This is a genomic window from Streptomyces sp. SAS_270 (assembly GCF_052543295.1).
The window spans coordinates 40,435-57,620 of sequence record NZ_JBMNDS010000065.1 but is presented as its reverse complement, the minus strand read 5'-3'; the positions used below and the strand labels follow the sequence as shown (position 1 = coordinate 57,620).

The 17,186-nt window shown below is 72.1% G+C and carries 15 protein-coding genes; 3 read left to right on the top strand and 12 right to left on the bottom strand.

All coding sequences use genetic code 11. The features are described from left to right. Positions 1-191: 191 nt before the first annotated feature. From ACN6LB_RS33145 to ACN6LB_RS33095, 11 genes are all read right to left on the bottom strand, one after another. Positions 192-1,280: a Zn-dependent alcohol dehydrogenase gene (locus ACN6LB_RS33145; protein ID WP_356149235.1), complete on the bottom strand. Its 1,089-nt coding sequence runs from the start codon at positions 1,278-1,280 to the stop codon at positions 192-194. Positions 1,281-1,334: 54 nt separating this feature from the next. Continuing rightward, complete coding sequence (locus ACN6LB_RS33140; RefSeq protein ID WP_445029067.1) at positions 1,335-2,723, bottom strand: aldehyde dehydrogenase family protein; 1,389 nt, start codon at positions 2,721-2,723, stop codon at positions 1,335-1,337. A gap of 109 nt (positions 2,724-2,832) precedes the next feature. Next, entirely contained in the window at positions 2,833-3,315 is a 483-nt protein-coding gene (locus tag ACN6LB_RS33135; RefSeq protein ID WP_445029066.1) for a DUF3574 domain-containing protein, read from the bottom strand. Positions 3,316-3,334: 19 nt separating this feature from the next. After that, positions 3,335-4,678 (bottom strand): ABC transporter ATP-binding protein, encoded by a 1,344-nt coding sequence (locus tag ACN6LB_RS33130; RefSeq protein ID WP_356149244.1) that lies wholly within the window; start codon positions 4,676-4,678, stop codon positions 3,335-3,337. Positions 4,679-4,931: 253 nt separating this feature from the next. Further along, positions 4,932-5,639, bottom strand: coding sequence for a class F sortase (locus ACN6LB_RS33125; RefSeq protein ID WP_445029065.1), 708 nt, complete (start codon positions 5,637-5,639; stop codon positions 4,932-4,934). Continuing rightward, positions 5,626-6,300, bottom strand: a complete 675-nt coding sequence (locus ACN6LB_RS33120; RefSeq protein ID WP_445029064.1) for a hypothetical protein — start codon at positions 6,298-6,300, stop codon at positions 5,626-5,628. The genes ACN6LB_RS33125 and ACN6LB_RS33120 overlap by 14 nt, the downstream gene beginning before the upstream one ends. 101 nt (positions 6,301-6,401) lie before the next feature. After that, entirely contained in the window at positions 6,402-7,655 is a 1,254-nt protein-coding gene (locus ACN6LB_RS33115; RefSeq protein WP_445029063.1) for an MFS transporter, read from the bottom strand. Next, positions 7,655-9,058 (bottom strand): CitMHS family transporter, encoded by a 1,404-nt coding sequence (locus tag ACN6LB_RS33110; protein WP_445029062.1) that lies wholly within the window; start codon positions 9,056-9,058, stop codon positions 7,655-7,657. Before ACN6LB_RS33110 ends, ACN6LB_RS33115 begins: the two co-directional genes overlap by 1 nt. Before the next feature lie 122 nt (positions 9,059-9,180). Continuing rightward, positions 9,181-11,433 carry a molybdopterin oxidoreductase family protein gene (locus ACN6LB_RS33105; protein ID WP_445029061.1) on the bottom strand — a complete coding sequence of 751 codons (2,253 nt, stop codon included), beginning with the start codon at positions 11,431-11,433 and terminating at the stop codon, positions 9,181-9,183. A gap of 120 nt (positions 11,434-11,553) precedes the next feature. Then, on the bottom strand, positions 11,554-12,177 hold the full coding sequence (locus ACN6LB_RS33100) for a TetR family transcriptional regulator (RefSeq protein ID WP_445029060.1): 624 nt from the start codon (positions 12,175-12,177) through the stop codon (positions 11,554-11,556). Beyond that, a complete protein-coding gene (locus tag ACN6LB_RS33095; RefSeq protein WP_445029059.1) occupies positions 12,174-12,788 on the bottom strand; it encodes a nuclear transport factor 2 family protein in 615 nt (204 codons plus the stop codon). The genes ACN6LB_RS33100 and ACN6LB_RS33095 overlap by 4 nt, the downstream gene beginning before the upstream one ends. 232 nt (positions 12,789-13,020) lie before the next feature. Between ACN6LB_RS33095 and hmgA the strand changes: the two genes are divergently transcribed. The 3 genes from hmgA to ACN6LB_RS33080 all read left to right on the top strand — a co-directional run bounded on the left by hmgA (position 13,021) and on the right by ACN6LB_RS33080 (position 16,438). Next, entirely contained in the window at positions 13,021-14,346 is a 1,326-nt protein-coding gene (hmgA, locus tag ACN6LB_RS33090; protein ID WP_445029058.1) for a homogentisate 1,2-dioxygenase, read from the top strand. A 126-nt stretch (positions 14,347-14,472) separates the two neighbouring features. After that, a complete protein-coding gene (locus ACN6LB_RS33085) occupies positions 14,473-15,222 on the top strand; it encodes a GntR family transcriptional regulator (protein WP_445029057.1) in 750 nt (249 codons plus the stop codon). A gap of 31 nt (positions 15,223-15,253) precedes the next feature. After that, positions 15,254-16,438: a type ISP restriction/modification enzyme gene (locus tag ACN6LB_RS33080; RefSeq protein WP_445029056.1), complete on the top strand. Its 1,185-nt coding sequence runs from the start codon at positions 15,254-15,256 to the stop codon at positions 16,436-16,438. Here the strand turns inward: ACN6LB_RS33080 and ACN6LB_RS33075 are convergent. Then, entirely contained in the window at positions 16,435-17,160 is a 726-nt protein-coding gene (locus tag ACN6LB_RS33075; protein WP_356147375.1) for a TetR/AcrR family transcriptional regulator C-terminal domain-containing protein, read from the bottom strand. The two genes, ACN6LB_RS33080 and ACN6LB_RS33075, sit on opposite strands and share 4 nt — an antisense overlap. Between the last annotated feature and the right edge of the window lie 26 nt (positions 17,161-17,186).

The window sequence follows — 17,186 nt, the reverse complement described above, 5'->3', positions numbered from 1 at the left end:
GCTCCGGACCCGCGGAGCTAGCCGCGGGGCGGGCTGAGCTTCAGGGGCGGCCCTACGGGGTTTTCGCCCCCTCCGCCCCTGCCCGTCCCGCACCCGGGGGCTGCCGTCCCGTACCCGGGGGCTGCCGCCCCGACCCCCCGCCCATCGGCCTGAACGGCCCCGTCCTCAAACGCCGGACGGGCTGAAAGCGCCTAGAAGCTCGTGATCAGCGCCCGTCCCCCCTTGCCCGCCGCCATGTTCTCGAACGCCGTCGGGATGTCCTCCAAGGTGATGCGTTCCGTCACCATGGATCCCAGGTCGAGGCGTCCCTCGCGGACGTGCTCGGCCAGGATCGGGAGGTCCTTCGCCGGGTCGGAGTTGCCGTAGACGCAGCCCGCGAGGGTGCGGCCCCAGTGGAAGATCTCCAGGGCGTTGAAGGTGATCTGCTGGTCCTTGCCGCCGATGCCGACGACCGTGGTGCGGCCGCCCCGGCGGGTGGCGTCCCAGGCCGTGCGGATGGTGACCGCGCGGCCGACGCACTCGATGGCCACGTCGACGCCCTGTTTGCCGGTGAGGGCGCGGATCTCGCGGGCGGTGTTCTCGGAGGCGACGACGTAGTCCGTGGCGCCGGCCTCGCGGGCGAGGGACTCCTTCGCGGACGAGACGTCGACCGCGACGATCTTGGAGGCGCCCGCGATCCTGGCGGACTGCAGGGCCGCCAGACCGACCCCGCCGGCTCCGAACACCGCGACGGTCTCGCCCGCCCGGACCTTCGCCGAGTGGTGGACGGCGCCGTAGCCGGTGAGAACGGCGCAGCCGAGGAGGGCCGCGTCGGCGAGCGGTACGCCGTCCGGTACGGGGAGCACACAGCCGGCGGCCACGACGGTCTCCTCGGCGAACGCGGCGACGTTCAGTCCGGGGTGCAGGTCGCTCCCGTCGGACACGCGCCGGGCGTACACGTCGGCCGCGCCGTTCAGCGCGTTGGCGCACAGCCACACCTCACCGAGCGAGCACGCATGACAACGACCGCAGGAGGGCGCCCAGTTGAGGACGACTCCGTCGCCGGGCGCGACATGTGTGACGCCCTCACCGACGGAGACGACCGTGCCCGCACCCTCGTGGCCGAGAACCGCGGGCACCGGCACCCGCATGGTGCCGTCGGACAGGGACAGGTCGGAGTGGCAGACCCCGGCGGCGACAAGGCGGACGCGGACCTGGCCGGGGCCGGGCTCGGGCAGCTCGATGTCGGTGATCTCCAGCGGGGCACCGATGGCGGGCAGGACGGCGGCACGGACGGCCATGGAGGCAACTCTCCCAAAAATAGAGCGATGTGGATTGCAGTACGGCCAACCGGCCTAGAACTGGAGGGACTTGGTCTGGAGATACTCGCCGAGACCGTGCGGACCCAGTTCGCGACCCACTCCCGACTGCTTGTAACCGCCGAAGGGGGCACGGGGGTTGAAGCGGCCGCCGTTGATGTCGACCTGCCCGGTCTCCAGTCGGCGGGCGAAGGCGACCGCCTCCGCCTCGTCCCCTGCCCAGACGGCACCCGCGAGGCCGTACACCGTGCCGTTCGCGATCCGCAGCGCGTCCTCCTGGTCCTCGTACCGGATGAGCGAGAGGACCGGGCCGAAGATCTCCTCCTGGGCGATCGTCATGTCGGAGGTCACATCGGCGAAGACGGTCGGGCTGACGAAGTAGCCGCGCTCGTACGGGGATTCGGGGCCGCCCGTGACCAGCCGGGCGCCCTCGGCCACGCCCTTCTCGATGTAGCTCCGCACCCGGGCCTGCTGCTTGGCGTTCACCACAGGTCCGATCCGGTCGCCGTACTTGGCCGCGGCGGACGCGGCGAGATCGACCGCCTCGTCGTACTGGTCGCGGTGCACGAGCATGCGCGTCCAGGCACTGCACGTCTGGCCGGAGTTGGACATCACGTTGGCGACGCCGACGGCCACGGCCTTGGCGAGGTCGGCGCTCGGCAGGATGACGTTGGCCGACTTGCCGCCCAGCTCCAGGGCCACCCTCTTGACGGCACCGCCGGCGGTGGCGCCGATGTGCCGGCCGACGGCCGTGGACCCGGTGAAGGAGACCAGGTCCACGCCCTCGTGCTCGGCGAGGGCCTGGCCCGCGACCGGTCCGAGGCCGGTGACCAGGTTGAACACGCCTGCCGGTACACCCGCTTCGTGGACCGCCTCGGCGAAGAGCTGTGCGGTCAGCGGGGTGTCCTCGGCGGGCTTCAGCACCACCGTGCAGCCCGCCGCCAGCGCCGGGGCGACCTTGGCGACGATCTGGTGCAGAGGGTAGTTCCAGGGGGTGATGGCACCGACCACGCCGACCGGCTCGTGGTGGACGGTCGAGTTGCCGATCCGCTCCTCGAAGGCGTGGGTCGCCGCCAGTTCGGCATAGGAGCCGGCGACCGCGATCGGCACGCCCGCGTGGACCGCCTGCGAGAACGCGAGCGGCGAGCCGAGTTCGGCGGTGACGGTCTCGGCGATCTCGTCCTTGCGGGCGACCAGGACGTCCCGCAGGGCTCCCAGGCGCGCCGCGCGTGCGGCGGGCGGGGTCGCCGCCCAGCCCGGCAGGGCGGCGCGGGCGGCCCGTACGGCGGTGTCGACGTCCTCGGCGCTGCCCGCCGGGACACGGCCGATCACCTGCTCGTCGACCGGGTTCACGACCTCGATCGTGTCCCCGCCCGCTGCGGGCCGCCAGGCTCCGTCGATGTACATGCCGTCGTGTGCCTGCATCGTGCTTCCTCCCGGATGGGCTGCGTCGTCCGGCTCACAAACTAGCGATGTTAGTTTTTGTGCGCCAGGCGCCCCCGGTCACCAGACGCACGGGACCGGCCGGAAACCCTCACAGGTCGACCCGGGCCCGATCGTCCACCCGGCCCACCGACTCCTGCCCGAAGGCCTTCTCGTACGCCCGGCGGATCTCCTCGATCCGCCGGTCGCTCGTGCCCGCCCGCGCCACGGGATACAGCAGCGTCAGCACGTACGACCGCTCCTTCTCGACGGTGCCGTGCGCGTCGCGCCACTGCCCGCGCCCGCTCTGCACGGTGAGCCCGTCCGGGAAGTCCGGCGTGATCTCCCGGTCGACGAAGGCCATGAACTGCCGGTCGGTGACGGCCGGGCCGCCGTCGGGCCGCTGAGTGCCGAAAAGGAGCCGGCTCTCGACGTACGGCTTCCCGCGCGCCGGAACGGACATGGCGGGACCCGCGGCCGCGACGGCTGCCGCGGGCACCCCGTCGGCGAGAGTGGCGTACGCGGCCGGAGCGGCGGCCAGCAGGAGTCCGACCGCCGTGAGGACGGCCCGGGTACGGAGGAGGTGCGGTTTCATGCACCCATCCCTAGCGGTTTCACTCCTCCAGATCCGGAAGCCGTGCCGGGGCCGGGCAGATCCGTTCGCCGTGCTGGTCGAAGACGAACAGGTGGGCGAGGTCGACGAGGAGGGGGACCTGCATCCCGTGGCGCAGGTCGATGTCGGGGGTGGTGCGGACGACGAGGTCACCGGGCAGGCGGCCCTCCGGGGGCGCCGGTTCGGGGCGCTCGGGTCCCGTGTCCCCGGGGTGTTCGAGGACCACGACGGGCCCGGCCCGCAGGGCGCCCGCCCGCTCTTTCAGCCGGTCGATGACGGTGCCCTCGCGGCGGCGCCGACGGGCCGGCCGGACCGGGCGCGGCGCCTCCAGGTCCGGTACGACGGCCGGCCGCGAGCCGGTGTTGAAGTGGACGAGGACCTCGTGGCCCTGGAACTCCACATGCTCGACGAGACCGCTGATCGCCACCTCGCCGGGGCGGGCGGCGGCGGGTTTGCCGATGCGGACGGCCTCGGAGCGCAGCCCGACGATGACCTCGCGCCCCTGCTGCACCCGGAGCAACTGGTGGTCGAGGGAGAGGGGTTCGGGCAGCCGCAGGTACTGCTTGCCGAGGCTGATGGACATCGCGCCGTCGAGCGGGGCGCGGACGAGGCCGCGCAGCAGGTTGATCCGCGGGGTGCCGATGAAGGCGGCGACGAAGACGTTCCTGGGCAGCGCGTAGACCTCCCGCGGTGTGCCCACCTGCTGCAGGACACCGCCGCGCAGGACGGCCACCCGGTCGCCGAGGGACATGGCCTCGGACTGGTCGTGGGTGACGTACACCGTGGTGACGCCCAAGTCCCTGGTCAGGCTGGATATTTCGGCGCGCAGGTGATTGCGCAGCTTGGCGTCGAGGTTGGACAGCGGCTCGTCCATCAGGAAGGCCGACGGGTGGCGTGCGATCGCCCGGCCCATGGCGACGCGCTGGCGTTCACCGCCGGAGAGCTGGCTCGGGAAGCGGTCGAGGAGGTCCTCGATGCCGAGCATCCGGGCGGTGGCGTCGACGCGTGGGCGCGGGTCCGCGCCGGGCTCCTCGATGCGCAGCGGGAAGCCGATGTTGTCGCGGCTGGTCATGCTCGGGTAGAGGGCGAAGTTCTGGAAGACCATCGCGATGTCCCGCTCGGCGGGCGCAAGATCGTTGGCGTACTCGCCGTCGAGGCGCACCTCGCCCTCGGTGGCGTCCTCGAGTCCGGCGATCATTCTCAGCACGGTCGACTTGCCGCAGCCGGAGGGCCCGAGCAGCACCAGGAACTCACCGGGCCGGATGTGCAGTGACAGCCGCTCCACCACGCGGGCGCCGCGCGTGTAGACCTTGCTGACGTTGTGCAGGGAGATGGCGCGTGTCATGAGGGGTGCCCCCCGGGGGCTCACAGGACGTAGGTGCTCCACGGTCGAACGTCCCGTGCGGGTCGTACGGGGCGTATGAGTCACGGAAGCTAACGGACCGCACACACCCGGGGGAAGACGCGCGGCGGGATCGGGTGGTCCGGTCCACCCCGTGAGAAAGCGGACGGCCCGCTTCAGCCTTCCTCTCGTCCCTTCCAGCCCCTTTCCGGCCGATTGGGACCTCGGGCCGGCGCTCCCCGGCTCCCCGGTCCGTTCACGCCCCGCGCGCCGGACCCCGGGTCGCCGTCAGATGCGCGAAGACGACGATGTTGCCGGCGTAGCCGGTCTTCGGGTCGTAGGCGCCGCCGCAGGTGATCAGTCGCAGCTCCGGGCGGTCCCTGGCGCCGTACACCTCCTTGTCGGGGAAGCGCGCCTTCTCGTACGTCCGCACGGCGTCCACGGTGTAGACGGCTGCCCGTCCGTCGGCACGACGGGCTTCGATCGGCTTGCCGGGGCGGAGCTGGTCGAGAGCGGCGAAGACGGCCGGTCCGGTTCTGGTGTCGCGGTGGCCGACGACGACGGCCGTGCCGGCCCCGCCCGGCATCGGTCCGCCGTCGTACCAGCCGACCAGCTTGGGGTCCTCCATCGGCGGCGCGGTGAGGCGGCTGGCGCTGTCGAGCCGCAGCCCGACCACCGGTGCCTCCAGACCGAGATAGGGGATCGCGAGGGTGGTGGGCCGGGAGGGCGGCAGCGGCGCCGGTGGGGCGGGGGGCCGCCTGGGCGGATGCGGCCGGTTCCCGGCGGCGGGGCCGGAGGACGCTCGGGCACCCCCCGGCCCCGCCGTGGCCGGTGCGGCCGGCTCGTCGTCGTGCGCCCACCAGACGCCGCCCACCGCCAGGGCGATCGTGACCACGATCGTCCTGGTCAGGCGGTAGGCGCGCGTCCGGTACCAGGGCCTGCGGCGTCGGTTACGCCTCGCCATCGGGGCGGCGGCGCAGCCGGAAGTACACGGCTCCTCCGACCACGACCAGTCCCGCTGCCGCCGCGCCGGCGACCGGCGAGAAGTCCCCGGTGCCGCGGGCCAGGCCACCGCCGCCGGCAGGCGGGCCGCCGTGCGGTCCGCCCGGTCCACCGTGCGGTCCACCCGGTCCGCCGGGCGGCGTCGAGGTGGGAGTCGGGGTCGGGGTCGGGGACGGCGTGGAGCCCGCACAGTCGACCTTGAAGACCTTCATCTTGCCCGCGCCGTTCTCGCCCTCGAACTTCCAGGTCAGCTTGTACATCCCGTCGGCCAGCGGCACGTTGGCGGTGTGCGCCGCCCCGGTCGCGTCGGCGACGAGGTCGCCCTCGGCCGTGTCGCCGCCCGGGACGGGCGGCTGGGTCTTGATGGACCAGTGGAACTTCTGCATCGCGTCGAAGCCGGTGCCGTCGAGGTAGAACTCGCAGACCTTCGGCTCGTCCTTCGGGTCTCCGGGGTCCGTGTCCGGCGTGTGGATCTTGACCGTTCCGTTGTCGCCGGGCGCCGTGGGAGCGGCGAACGCGGCCGGGGCCCCGGCGAGGGCGGTGCCCGCGACGGTGAGCGCGGCGAGGGTGGCGGCGGCTGTCAGGCGTGCGCCACCGCGGCGGGGGATGACGAGGGTGGACATGAGGGTTCCTCCGAGTCAGACGATTTTCATATAAATCGCGCTTCGTCTGACTCTCTTTCACATCCGCCCCGCGAACGTGGGGACCTTCGCCCGACGCTCCGTCAGATATCGCTCTTCCGGCGCAACCGCTCCCGGACCCCCGACCGGGCCCGCACCGGGTCCCCGCCGCCGGTTCCCCGGTCCGTTCGCCCCGGCGAGCGCAGCGCTACCCCGAAGGACAGCAGCAACAGCGCGCCGAGCATCACGAACGGAGCGGCCACACCCGCGACTCCGGCCACCAGACCGGCCGCGGCGGGCGCGGCGACCTGGCCGAGCCGGTTGCCGGTCAGCCGCAGGGCCAGCGCGGTGGAGCGCGCGCCGCCCGGGGCCGCCTGGACGACCGTGGTCATGGACAGCGGCTGGCCGACCCCCAGGCAGAAGCCGAGGACCAGCAGCATCACCGCGAGCCCCCACACCGGCACCGGCAGCGCGATGCCCGCGCAGAGCAGACCTGCCACCAGACAGGTCACGGTGAGCAGCGCCGCCCGGCCGAGCCGGCGCAGCATCGGCGTCATGACCAGCCGGCAGGCGATGGTCGCCGCCGCGCGCAGACTCAGCAGCAGACCGATCACGGACGGCTCGATGCCCCGGTGGTCGCCGACGACCGGCAGATACGCGGTGAGGATGTCCGTCGCGGACAGCACGGCGAGGCTGATGAAGATGCCCGCCGGAACGCCCCGGGTGCGCAGGATGCGGCCGACGGGAACGCGATCGCCTTGTCCCGCAGGCGACTTGGACGTCGCAGGGCGTTCGATGCGCCACAGCGACGTACAGGAGACCGCGGCGACCGCGCCCGCGACGAGCAGGGCCAGCGCGCTGGTGCCCGCCCGGTCGGGGCCGGTGATGAGGGCGCCGGCGGCGATCGGTCCGACGAGCTGGCCCAGGGACGCGCCGATGGTGAAGTGCCCGAAGTTGCGGTCCTGTTCGTGCGGTGCGGACTGGCGGGCGACGATCGACTGGGCGCCGATGACGAAGCAGAGATGGCCGAGGCCCATCACGCCGCTCCAGGCGGCCATCGCCGTCAGCGAGTCGGCCCTGCCGCTCAGCGCGCAGCCGCCCGCGATGAGGACGACGCCGACGGGCAGGAGCGGGGCACAACGCCCGTGGTCCGTACGGCGCCCGAGCGGTACGGCGGCGAACAGCGGGAGCAGCGCGTACACGCCCGCGATGACTCCGATCGCGCGCTCGTCGGCGCCCAGCGCGAGGGCCCGGTAGGAGACGGCGGGCCGCGCCATCGACACCGCCCCCTGCGCGAAGGAGAAGGCGATGACGAGGCGCAGCAGCCAGCCCCGGCCGGGCCCGGAAGCGTCCTTCATCAGATGATGCCGAAGAGGATTCCCGCGCCGAGCACGACCATCGAGGTGAGCGCTGCCCACTTGACCACGAACCTGGTGTGGTCGCCGAACTCGACCTTCGCCATGCCGACGAGGACGTAGACGGCGGGCACCAGCGGGCTCGACATGTGCAGCGGCTGGCCGACGAGCGAGGCGCGGGCGATCTCCAGGGAGGAGACGCCGTGGGCGTGGCCCGCTTCGGCGAGGACCGGGAGGATGCCGAAGTAGAAGCCGTCGTTGGACATGAAGTACGTGAGCGGGATGCTCAGGACACCGGTGACGAAGGCCATGTGCGGGCCCATGCCGTCGGGGATGTTGCCGACCAGCCACTTGGCCATGTGGTCGACCATGCCCGTGCCCTGGAGCACGCCCGTGAAGACGGCGGCGGCGAAGACCATGCCCGAGACGTTGAGCACGTTCTCGGCATGGGCGCCGAGGCGGGCCTTCTGGTCGGGCATGTGCGGGAAGTTGACGGTGAGGGCGAGGGCCGCGCCGAGCAGGAAGAGGACCGGGATCGGCAGCCACTCCATGATCATGGCGGTGAGCAGGGTGACCGTGAGGAGCGCGTTGAACCAGTAGAGCTTGGGGCGCAGGGTGGCGCGGTTCGGGTCGAGGCCCTGGAAGCCGTCGTCGTCCGTCTCGGGGGCTTCGGCGTCCGTGCCGGAGCCCGCACCGCCCGTACGTGGGCCCTTCTTGCCCTCGGAGCCGCCACCGGCGCCGACCAGAACCGTCTCGGACTCGGCGGGCTCCAGGACCTCGTCCAGTGTGAGCACACCGAGCCGCTTGCGCTCGCGGCGGCCGAGGACGTACGCGAGGGCGAAGACACCGAGCAGGCCGACGGCGAGGGCCGGGATCATCGGGACGAAGATGTCGCTGGCGTCGAGCTTGAGCGCGGTCGCGGCGCGGGCGGTGGGGCCGCCCCAGGGCAGGGTGTTCATCACGCCGTTGGCCATGGCGGCGACGCCGGTCATCACGACGAGGCTCATCTTGAGGCGCTTGTAGAGCGGGTACATCGCCGAGACCGTGATCATGAAGGTGGTCGAACCGTCGCCGTCGAGCGAGACGATCGAGGCGAGCAGGGCCGTGCCGACGACGATCCGCAGCGGGTCCGCCTTGCAGAACTTGAGGATCCCGCGAACGATCGGATCGAAGAGACCCACGTCGATCATCACACCGAAGTAGACGATCGCGAACATGAGCATCGCCGCCGTGGGGGCGAGGCTGGTGACGCCGTCGATGACGTAGTCACCGAGCTTGGCGCCCTTACCGACGAAGACACAGAAGAGTGCCGGGATCAGCACGAGCGCCGCGATCGGCGACATCTTCTTCAGCATGATCAGGACCAGGAAGGTCGCGATCATGGTGAAGCCGAGGATGGTCAGCATGAGTGGATACCTAACGTTCGCCCTTGAACTCCCACCAGGGCCGGCGGTGAGGGTGACGTTAGGTCGCGCCATCCAGCGTTAACAAGACGTTGACATGAGAGCAATAAGCGCAAAACTCCAGGTCACAGCGTTGTCTCGGTGAGTGCCAGCTCAACGGGGACTCCGTTGAGTACGGCGTTGCCCGACAGCGGGTCCAGGAGCGAGCCGTCGAGGAGCTGGTTGACATTGACGCCCGGGTCCAGGGCGGCGTGGCTCATCCGGGTGCCCGGCCGGTCGTGTCCCCAGCCGTGCGGCAGGCTCACCACGCCGCTGCGGACGCCGTCGGTGACCTCGGCGGGAGCGGTCACCTCTCCCCCGGCGCCCTTGACCCGGACGGGCGCCCCGTCGGCGATGCCGAGGCGCGCGGCGTCCTCGGGGTGGATGTGCAGGGTGCAGCGGTTGGAGCCGCCGGTGAGGGCCGGCACGTTGTGCAGCCAGCTGTTGTTGGAGCGCAGATGGCGGCGGCCGATGAGCACGAGCCCGGCCGGGCGCTCGCGCAGTGCTTCGCGCAGCCGCGGCAGGTCGCCGGCGATGGGGCCCGGCAGCAGTTCGATCCGCCCGCTGCGGGTCTTCAGCGGGCCGGGCAGGCGCGGCTGGAGCGGTCCGAGGTCGATGCCGTGCGGGTGGGCGAGCAGCTTGCGCAGGCTCAGCCCCTCGGGGTTCGCGCCGAAGCCGTCGCCGTAGGGGCCAAGGCGCAGCATCAGGTCGAGGCGTCGCTCCGGGCCGGACTCGCCGGTGAGGGCGGCGGCGAGTTCGCGCGGGTCACGTCCGTGGACGGGTGAGTGCGCCTCGGTGACGGACTTGCCGAGGGTCTGGTCGATGACGAGATCGTCGACGGCGGACGGGTCGGCGCCGTGCATGCCGGTCGCGGCGAGTGTGAGGCGGGCGAGGATCTCGGTCTCGGGCATCCGGCCCGGTTGCAGGGGGATCGCGGCGCGGCCGTAGCGGACCTGGTTGCGCACGGCGAAGGCGTTGAAGGCGAAGTCGAAGTGCGGCGCCTGCGAGGGCGGGGGCGGCGGCAGGACGACGTGTGCGTGGCGTGAGGTCTCGTTGAGGTACGGGTCGACGCTGACCATGAAGTCCAGTGAGCCGAGGGCCTTGTCGAGGCGGTCGCCGTCCGGCGCGGAGAGCACGGGGTTGGCGGCGACGGCGATGACGGCGCGGACCGGGCTGCCCTCCGGCGTCGCGGTGTCCATCTCCTCGGCGAGCGAGGACAGCGGCAGTTCGCCCTTGGCTTCGGGGTGCCCGCCGACCCGGCTGTGCCAGCGTCCGAGGGCGAAGCCGCGGCCGGGGCCGGCCGGGCGGGGTGTCTTGTCGGTGGCGGAGAGGGGGAAGAGTGCGCCGCCGGGCCGGTCGAGGTTGCCGGTGAGGATGTTGAGGACGTCGACGAGCCAGCTGGCGAGGGTGCCGTGCGGGACGGTGCAGCTGCCGATGCGGCCGTACACGGCGGCGGTGGGTGCGGCGGCGAGTTCGCGGGCGAGTGCCCGGATGGTGTCGGCGGGCACGTCGCATGCCTCGCTCGCCGCCTCGGGCGTGAAGTCCCGTACGGCTTCGGCGAGTTCGTCGATGTCCTGGACGTGCGGGGCGAGGTCGCCGAGGTCGACGAGCTTCTCCTCGAAGAGGACGTACGTCATCGCGGCGAGCAGCAGCGCGTCGGTGCCGGGGCGGATGGCGACGTGCCTGTCGGCGAGCTTGGCCGTGCGGGTGCGGCGCGGGTCGATGACGGTGAGGGTGCCGCCGCGGGCCTTGAGGGCCTTCAGCTTGCCCGGGAAGTCGGGGGCGGTGCACAGACTGCCGTTGGATTCCAGGGGGTTGGCGCCGATGAGCAGCAGATGGTCGGTGCGGTCCAGGTCGGGCACGGGGATCGCCACCGCGTCGCCGTACAGGAGCCCGCTGGAGACATGCTTGGGCATCTGGTCGACGGTGGAGGCGGTGAAGATGCTGCGGGTGCGCAGCGCGCCCAGCAGGACGGGCGGGTAGAGGGCGCCGGCCATGGTGTGCACGTTGGGGTTGCCGAGGACGACACCGACGGCGTTCGGCCCGTACTGCTCGACGACCGGGCGCAGCCCCGCCGCCACGGCGTCGAAGGCCTCCTCCCAGGTGGCCTCGCGCAGCTCGCCGTCCTTGCGGACGAGGGGGGTGCTCAGCCGGTCCGGGTCGCCGTCGGCGGCGCCGAAGGACGCGCCCTTGGGGCAGATGAACCCCTGGCTGAACACGTCGTCGCGGTCACCGCGTGCTCCGGTGACCCGGGTGCCCTCGATGGTCAGGGTGAGCCCGCAGGTCGCCTCGCAGAGCGGGCACACGCGGAGCGCTGTGCGGGAGTCGGTGGTGGGCACGGGTCCTCCCGGAGGACGGTGGCGGCGATGACGCACGGACACCGCCGAGCATACCGACCGGTATGCACTGCGGGGAGGGCCTGCGGGGGGTGAGGTCGGAAACTCGCGAGAGCCCCCAACTCAGTCGAGAACCCTCGCCAGATACGCCCGCAGCAGCTCCCGTGTCTCCGCGATGGTGCGTTCGTCCCCCTCCGGGGCGATCCGGAAGGCCAGCTGGACCAGGGTGTCGGCGGTTTCCACGGCGATCAGGAAGGTGCGGCGCAGGTCCTCGTCGGGGGCCCGGTCCAGGTAGGCGGAGAGCAGGTCGGTGAGGCGGTCGGCGACGCGGTGGTTGGGTTCGCTGTGGCGGGCGCCGACCGGGATCTGGTTGCCGAAGTCGACGAGGGAGAAGCCGGGCGCGGTGCGCTTCATGACGAGGTACTCGTCGAGGACGGCGTCCATGGCCGTACGCCAGCCGCCCGCACCCCCGCCCGCCTCCCGCAGCCGCTCGGTGACGCGCTCGGTGTAGCGGTCGAGGTTGCGCTGGGCGAGCGCGTCGGCCATCGCGCGCTTGTTGCCGAAGAAGCGGTAGACGGAGCCGATGGGCACGCCTGCGCGCTGGGCGACGGCACGGGTGCTCAGGGCGTCGTAGCCGACCTCGTCGAGGAGGTCGGCGCACGCGTCGAGGATTCTGGTCAGTCGTTCGGCGCTGCGGCGCTGGATGGGGGCGCGGCGCAGCGAGGTCGCTTGGGGCACGGGCTTCATGATGCCTTTCCGCCGGGGTCCGGTGAACCTCCCGTACCAGTACGGGCCTCGGGGGCGTTGTCGCTCAGCGTCGGTGCGGGCGTCGTCGGGGTCGTCGGCGCCTTGAGGGTTTCTCCCGCCTGGGACTGCGTGATGTCCGCCGTGCTCTCGACGGGCTTGCCGCCGACGGCCCAGACGGTGCGGTCGTCCGCGTACAGACGTGCGGTGACGTGGTGCGTGCCGCGCGGGACCAGGGCGGCGCCGAGGTGGTACTCGGCGGTACGGAGCTCGGCGAGCGTGCGGCCGTCCAGATACAGCACGGCGACCCCACGGCCGGCCACCGCCCTGGCCGGGGTCCCGGCGGGCGAGAAGCGGAAGCGGTGGAGGGTCAGCGTCACGTCCCAGCTGTCGTCGGAGTCCGGCTGGACCTCGATGGCGACGTTCGGGGCGCCCTTCTTGTCGACCTCGCGATAGTGCCGGCCCTGCTCGTCCGTGCGGTCCAGCAGCTTGCCCACGGGCGAGGCCGACGGCGCGCCCCCGCGCTCGCGCGCGTCACTGGAACCACAGCCCGCCGATCCGCCGAGCAGGGCGCAGATCACGAGCGCGGCGAGCGGTACACGCGTCCACGACATGCCGGGGAGAGTAGAACACCGCTCCGACAGTCGGATCCCCCTGGAGTCTGGTTCTCGCTCCCTCTGCGGACCGATGCGGTGCGATCCGGGCCGAAGTGGCCCGCTCTGTGACGCACCCGCCGGCCCCAGCGTGGCTCGCTTTCCCTCTTGCGCGCGGAAAAACCGAATCCTACGGTGAAGCATAGGAATCGACGGCACATCGGCGTACGCCATCAGGCGCAAGGGAGCGATCATGAGCGGGGACGCGAGGAAGACGGCCGAGGGGCTGGTCTACCTCTCCGGTTTCGGCAACGAACACGGCTCGGAGGCGGTCCCGGGCGCGCTGCCGGTGGGCCGCAACTCCCCGCAGCGGGCACCGCTCGGGCTGTACGCGGAGCAGCTGAGCGGTACGGCGTTCACGGAACCGAGGGCGCACAACCGGCGCTCGTGGCTGTACCGGATCCGCCCGTCGGCCGCGCACCCCGCGTTCACGCGCACGGAGAACGGCGCGATCCGCACGGCCCCCTTCACGGAGACGGCCCCCGACCCGAACCGGCTGCGCTGGAACCCGCTTCCGGAGCCGGCGCCCGGCACCGACTTCCTGGCCGGCCTGTGGACCCTCGGCGGCAACGGCGACGCGACCCAGCGCACGGGCATGGCGGTGCACCTGTATCACGCGACCGCGTCGATGGAGCGGGTCTTCAGCGACGCCGACGGGGAACTGCTGATCGTGCCCGAGCGCGGCGGCCTGCTGCTGCGCACGGAGTTCGGGCTGCTTCATGTGGAGCCGGGCCATGTGGCGCTGATTCCTCGTGGTGTCCGCTTCCGTGTGGAGCTGCTGGATGCTTCGGCTCGCGGTTATGTGTGCGAGAACTATGGGGCGCCCTTCCAACTGCCCGACCTGGGCCCGATCGGCGCCAACGGGCTGGCCAACGCGCGGGACTTCCTGGCGCCGGTCGCCGCGTACGAGGACGATGAGACCGCGGCGGGCCCCGTCGAGGTGGTGAACAAGTTCTGCGGCAACCTCTGGACGGCGATGTACGACCACTCGCCGCTCGACGTGGTCGCCTGGCACGGCAACCATGTGCCGTACGTCTACGACCTGCGCCGTTTCAATGTGATCGGCACCATCAGCTACGACCACCCGGACCCGTCGATCTTCACGGTGCTCACGTCGCCGTCGGACACCCCGGGGCTCGCGGGTGTCGACTTCGTGGTGTTCGCGCCGCGCTGGCTGGTGGGCGAGAACACGTTCCGGCCGCCGTACTTCCACCGGAACGTGATGAGCGAGTACATGGGGCTCATCGAGGGCGCGTACGACGCGAAGGCGGAGGGCTTCGTGCCGGGCGGTGGCTCGCTGCACAACATGATGTCGGCGCACGGCCCGGACCGGGAGACCTTCGACCGGGCGAGCGCCGCCGAACTGAAGCCGCAGAAGGTGGACGACGGCCTCGCGTTCATGTTCGAGACCCGCTGGCCGGTGACCGCCACGCCTCAGGCAGCGGGGGCGGAGCACCTGCAACAGGGCTACGACGACGTCTGGCAGGGCCTCCAGCGTCACTTCCGCCCGGCGGGCTAGGGGGTGTTTTGAAAGTCCTGTGCGGTGCCCGCGGTGTTCGGTGCGTGCCCTCGGCGTGCCTTCAAAACACCCCCTAGCAGTACGGCCCGTTGCACTGACCGCCCGCGACCGGTACGGATAGCCCTCGTGACCTCCTTCGCTCCGGACTCGATCGTCCTGAACCGCAAACTGCCGCTCTGGTATCAGGTGTCGCAGTCCCTGCGCGCCTCGATACTCGGCCGGGCGCCGCAGGACCCGCTGCGCCTGCCGACCGAGGAGCAGCTCGCGGGGCACTACGGAGTGAGCGTGCTGACCATGCGGCAGGCGCTCAAGGAACTGGAGGACGAGGGGCTGATCACCCGGCATCGCAGACGGGGCACGTTCATCGAGCCGAGCGCCCGGCGGGGCGCGCCCGTACGGCTGCTCGGCTCGGTGGACGCGATCGTGGCCCAGCAGTCGGGCATGACGACCGAGCTGCTCGACCACGGCCAGGCCGCGGTGTCGGCCGAACTCGCCGAGTTCTTCCCCGATCTGGACCGGGTGGGCACCTACCACCGGCTGCGCAGCGACGAGAAGACGGGCGAGCCGACGAACCACGCGCGCAACTACGTCCGGCCCGAACTGGCCGCGCTGATCGACCCGGAGGACCTGGTGCGCTGGCCCATGACCAAGGTGCTGCGGGATGTGGTCGGCGTGCGGATCAGCCGGATCACCGACACCGTGGAGGCCCGGCTCGCCGACCCGGAGACGGCGCGGCTGCTCCAGGTCCCGCTGCTGAGCCCGATCCTGCACTACACGGGCGTCGTGCACGGCGAGGACGGCCGCGCCCTGGACGTGGTCCGTATCCACTACCGGGGGGACCGCTTCTCGTTCACGGTCACCCTCGACGCCCACTGACCCCGGCGTGCCCCCTGGAGGACGTCGTACGATGCCGAGCGTGACGCACGACGACGCTCCGCTGCTCGCGGACCTCATGCCGTGGTCCGTCGCCCCGCCGAGGCTGGGCCGGGGGTGGCCGACGGCCCCCGATGCCGCGTCCCTGAAGGCGCGCTGGGATGCGCTGATGAAGGCCGAGGGGCCGGATCGCGAGGCGCTGTTCGGCCCCACCCGCTCGCGCACCCTGCACTCGGCGGTCGCGCAACTGCCGGGTCGGAGCGGCGGAACGGGCCGGCTGGCGCGCGAGTCGGGCCCCTGCCCGGAACCGGTGCGCGTCCTGCACGGTCCGTTCGACGAGCAGTGGCTGATCCCCGACCACCGGTTGATCGACGCGGCACGTCCGGAGCTGTGGCGGGTGGCGGACGAGCGGCAGGTGTTCGCGGTCGAGCAGACGGTGGTGCCCGAGTCGTCGGGCCCCGCGCTGCTGGTCTCCTCCGTCGTGCCGTTGAGCGCCGGCCGCGGTGGCCGGGTGCGCCCTCTCCACCGGCGCCCGGGCGGTCGCGAACCGAACCTGGCGCCGGGCCTGTTGGAGTACCTGGGCGGCCGGTTGGGACACTCCCCCGAGCCGGTCGACGTCCTCGCCTGGACGCTGGCGCTGGCGCGGGCGGGCCGTGCGGGCTGCGCGGTACCCCTCACCGCCGACCCCGACAGCTGGGCGCACGGGGTCGAACTGGGCCGCAGGATGCTGCGGTTGATGCGACGCGAGGGCGAGCGCCCCAAGCTCCCCGGCGGCCGTCGCCCCTATGTCCGCGCCCCGCTTCCCACCCGACCGCTCGATGTGTACTACGACCGTGACGAGGAGGCCCTGCACCTCGGCGAGGGCGTGATCTCCCCGGTGCCGTCGGACGCCTGGGACTTCGAGGTGGGGGGCGTGCGCGTCCTGGAGCAGTGGTTCGCGGCCAGGACCGTACCGGCCGAGCCGGGGACTCTGGAGGCGGTCCGGCCCGCCACCTGGCCGCAGGTGTGGACGTCCGAACTCCTGGAGCTCGTGACGGTGCTCGCGCTGCTCGCGGAACTGCGGCCCCAGCAGGCCGAGTTGACCGTGGGGGACGCGCCGGTCACGGCGGCCGAGCTGCGCACGGCGGGGGTGCTGCCGGTGCCGGACGCGGCGCGCAGGCCCGCGTCCGTCCTCGATCATCACGAGGAGGGCCCGGAGGGCCAGTTCGCGCTGCTCTAACGCTCTCGCCGGAACTCCGGATCGAAGGCGTCCAGCACTCGGGTGAGCGCCCGCGCGAACACCGCCTCCAGGTCGATCGGCCCGCTGTCCTCCATGAAGGCCGCGGCCAGCCGCGGATACGCGCCGGTGGCCACCTGGCTGCCGAGATAGGCGATGCGGACCGCGTTCTCCTCCTCCTCCGACCAGGGCATGGAGCGGGTGCGCTCGGCGGTGGCGATCTCGTTCGCCGTGTACGTCGTGACGGCGCCGTTGAGCATCGCGATCAGCTCCATCTTGACGCTCGCACGCACATCGAGCGGTTCGAGGCAGGCCAGGCAGTGCTCCAGATAGCGCAGGGTGTGCGGGCTGAAGCCGTACACGCCGGACATCAGGCGCGGCACCCAGGTGTGGCGGTGCATGATGGCGCGGGTCTCGTGGGCGTTGCGGAGCATGTCGGCGCGCCAGTCCCCGGAGGGTTCCTCGATGACGTGCTCGGCGCCGATGGCGTCGAGCATCAGCTCGTACAGGTCCTCCTTGCGCGGCACGTAGTTGTAGAGCGACATCGTGCCGCAGCCCAGTTCGGCCGCCACGTGCCGCATGGACACCCCTTCGAGCCCCTGCGCGTCCGCGATGCGCACCGCGGCGGCCGCGATGTCCGCGCGGCTGAACGCGGGCCGCGGGCCACGCCCCGCCCGCTCCGGACGGGCCCAGATCACTTCGGGTACGGCCTTGCGCCCTGCCATGGGTCGATCACCTCGTGGACCATCCT

Excerpts from the sequence above, each read along its gene's own strand:
- ACN6LB_RS33100 (WP_445029060.1), bottom strand. The coding sequence starts at position 12,177 with ATGAAGCCCGTGCCCCAAGCGACCTCGCTGCGCCGCGCCCCCATCCAG.
- ACN6LB_RS33130 (WP_356149244.1), bottom strand. The coding sequence starts at position 4,678 with ATGACACGCGCCATCTCCCTGCACAACGTCAGCAAGGTCTACACGCGC.
- ACN6LB_RS33115 (WP_445029063.1), bottom strand. The coding sequence starts at position 7,655 with ATGAAGGACGCTTCCGGGCCCGGCCGGGGCTGGCTGCTGCGCCTCGTC.
- ACN6LB_RS33140 (WP_445029067.1), bottom strand. The coding sequence starts at position 2,723 with ATGCAGGCACACGACGGCATGTACATCGACGGAGCCTGGCGGCCCGCA.
- ACN6LB_RS33145 (WP_356149235.1), bottom strand. The coding sequence starts at position 1,280 with ATGGCCGTCCGTGCCGCCGTCCTGCCCGCCATCGGTGCCCCGCTGGAG.
- ACN6LB_RS33080 (WP_445029056.1), top strand. The coding sequence starts at position 15,254 with ATGCCGAGCGTGACGCACGACGACGCTCCGCTGCTCGCGGACCTCATG.
- ACN6LB_RS33110 (WP_445029062.1), bottom strand. The coding sequence starts at position 9,058 with ATGCTGACCATCCTCGGCTTCACCATGATCGCGACCTTCCTGGTCCTG.
- ACN6LB_RS33125 (WP_445029065.1), bottom strand. The coding sequence starts at position 5,639 with ATGGCGAGGCGTAACCGACGCCGCAGGCCCTGGTACCGGACGCGCGCC.
- ACN6LB_RS33135 (WP_445029066.1), bottom strand. The coding sequence starts at position 3,315 with ATGAAACCGCACCTCCTCCGTACCCGGGCCGTCCTCACGGCGGTCGGA.
- ACN6LB_RS33120 (WP_445029064.1), bottom strand. The coding sequence starts at position 6,300 with ATGTCCACCCTCGTCATCCCCCGCCGCGGTGGCGCACGCCTGACAGCC.
- ACN6LB_RS33075 (WP_356147375.1), bottom strand. The coding sequence starts at position 17,160 with ATGGCAGGGCGCAAGGCCGTACCCGAAGTGATCTGGGCCCGTCCGGAG.
- hmgA (WP_445029058.1), top strand. The coding sequence starts at position 13,021 with ATGAGCGGGGACGCGAGGAAGACGGCCGAGGGGCTGGTCTACCTCTCC.
- ACN6LB_RS33095 (WP_445029059.1), bottom strand. The coding sequence starts at position 12,788 with ATGTCGTGGACGCGTGTACCGCTCGCCGCGCTCGTGATCTGCGCCCTG.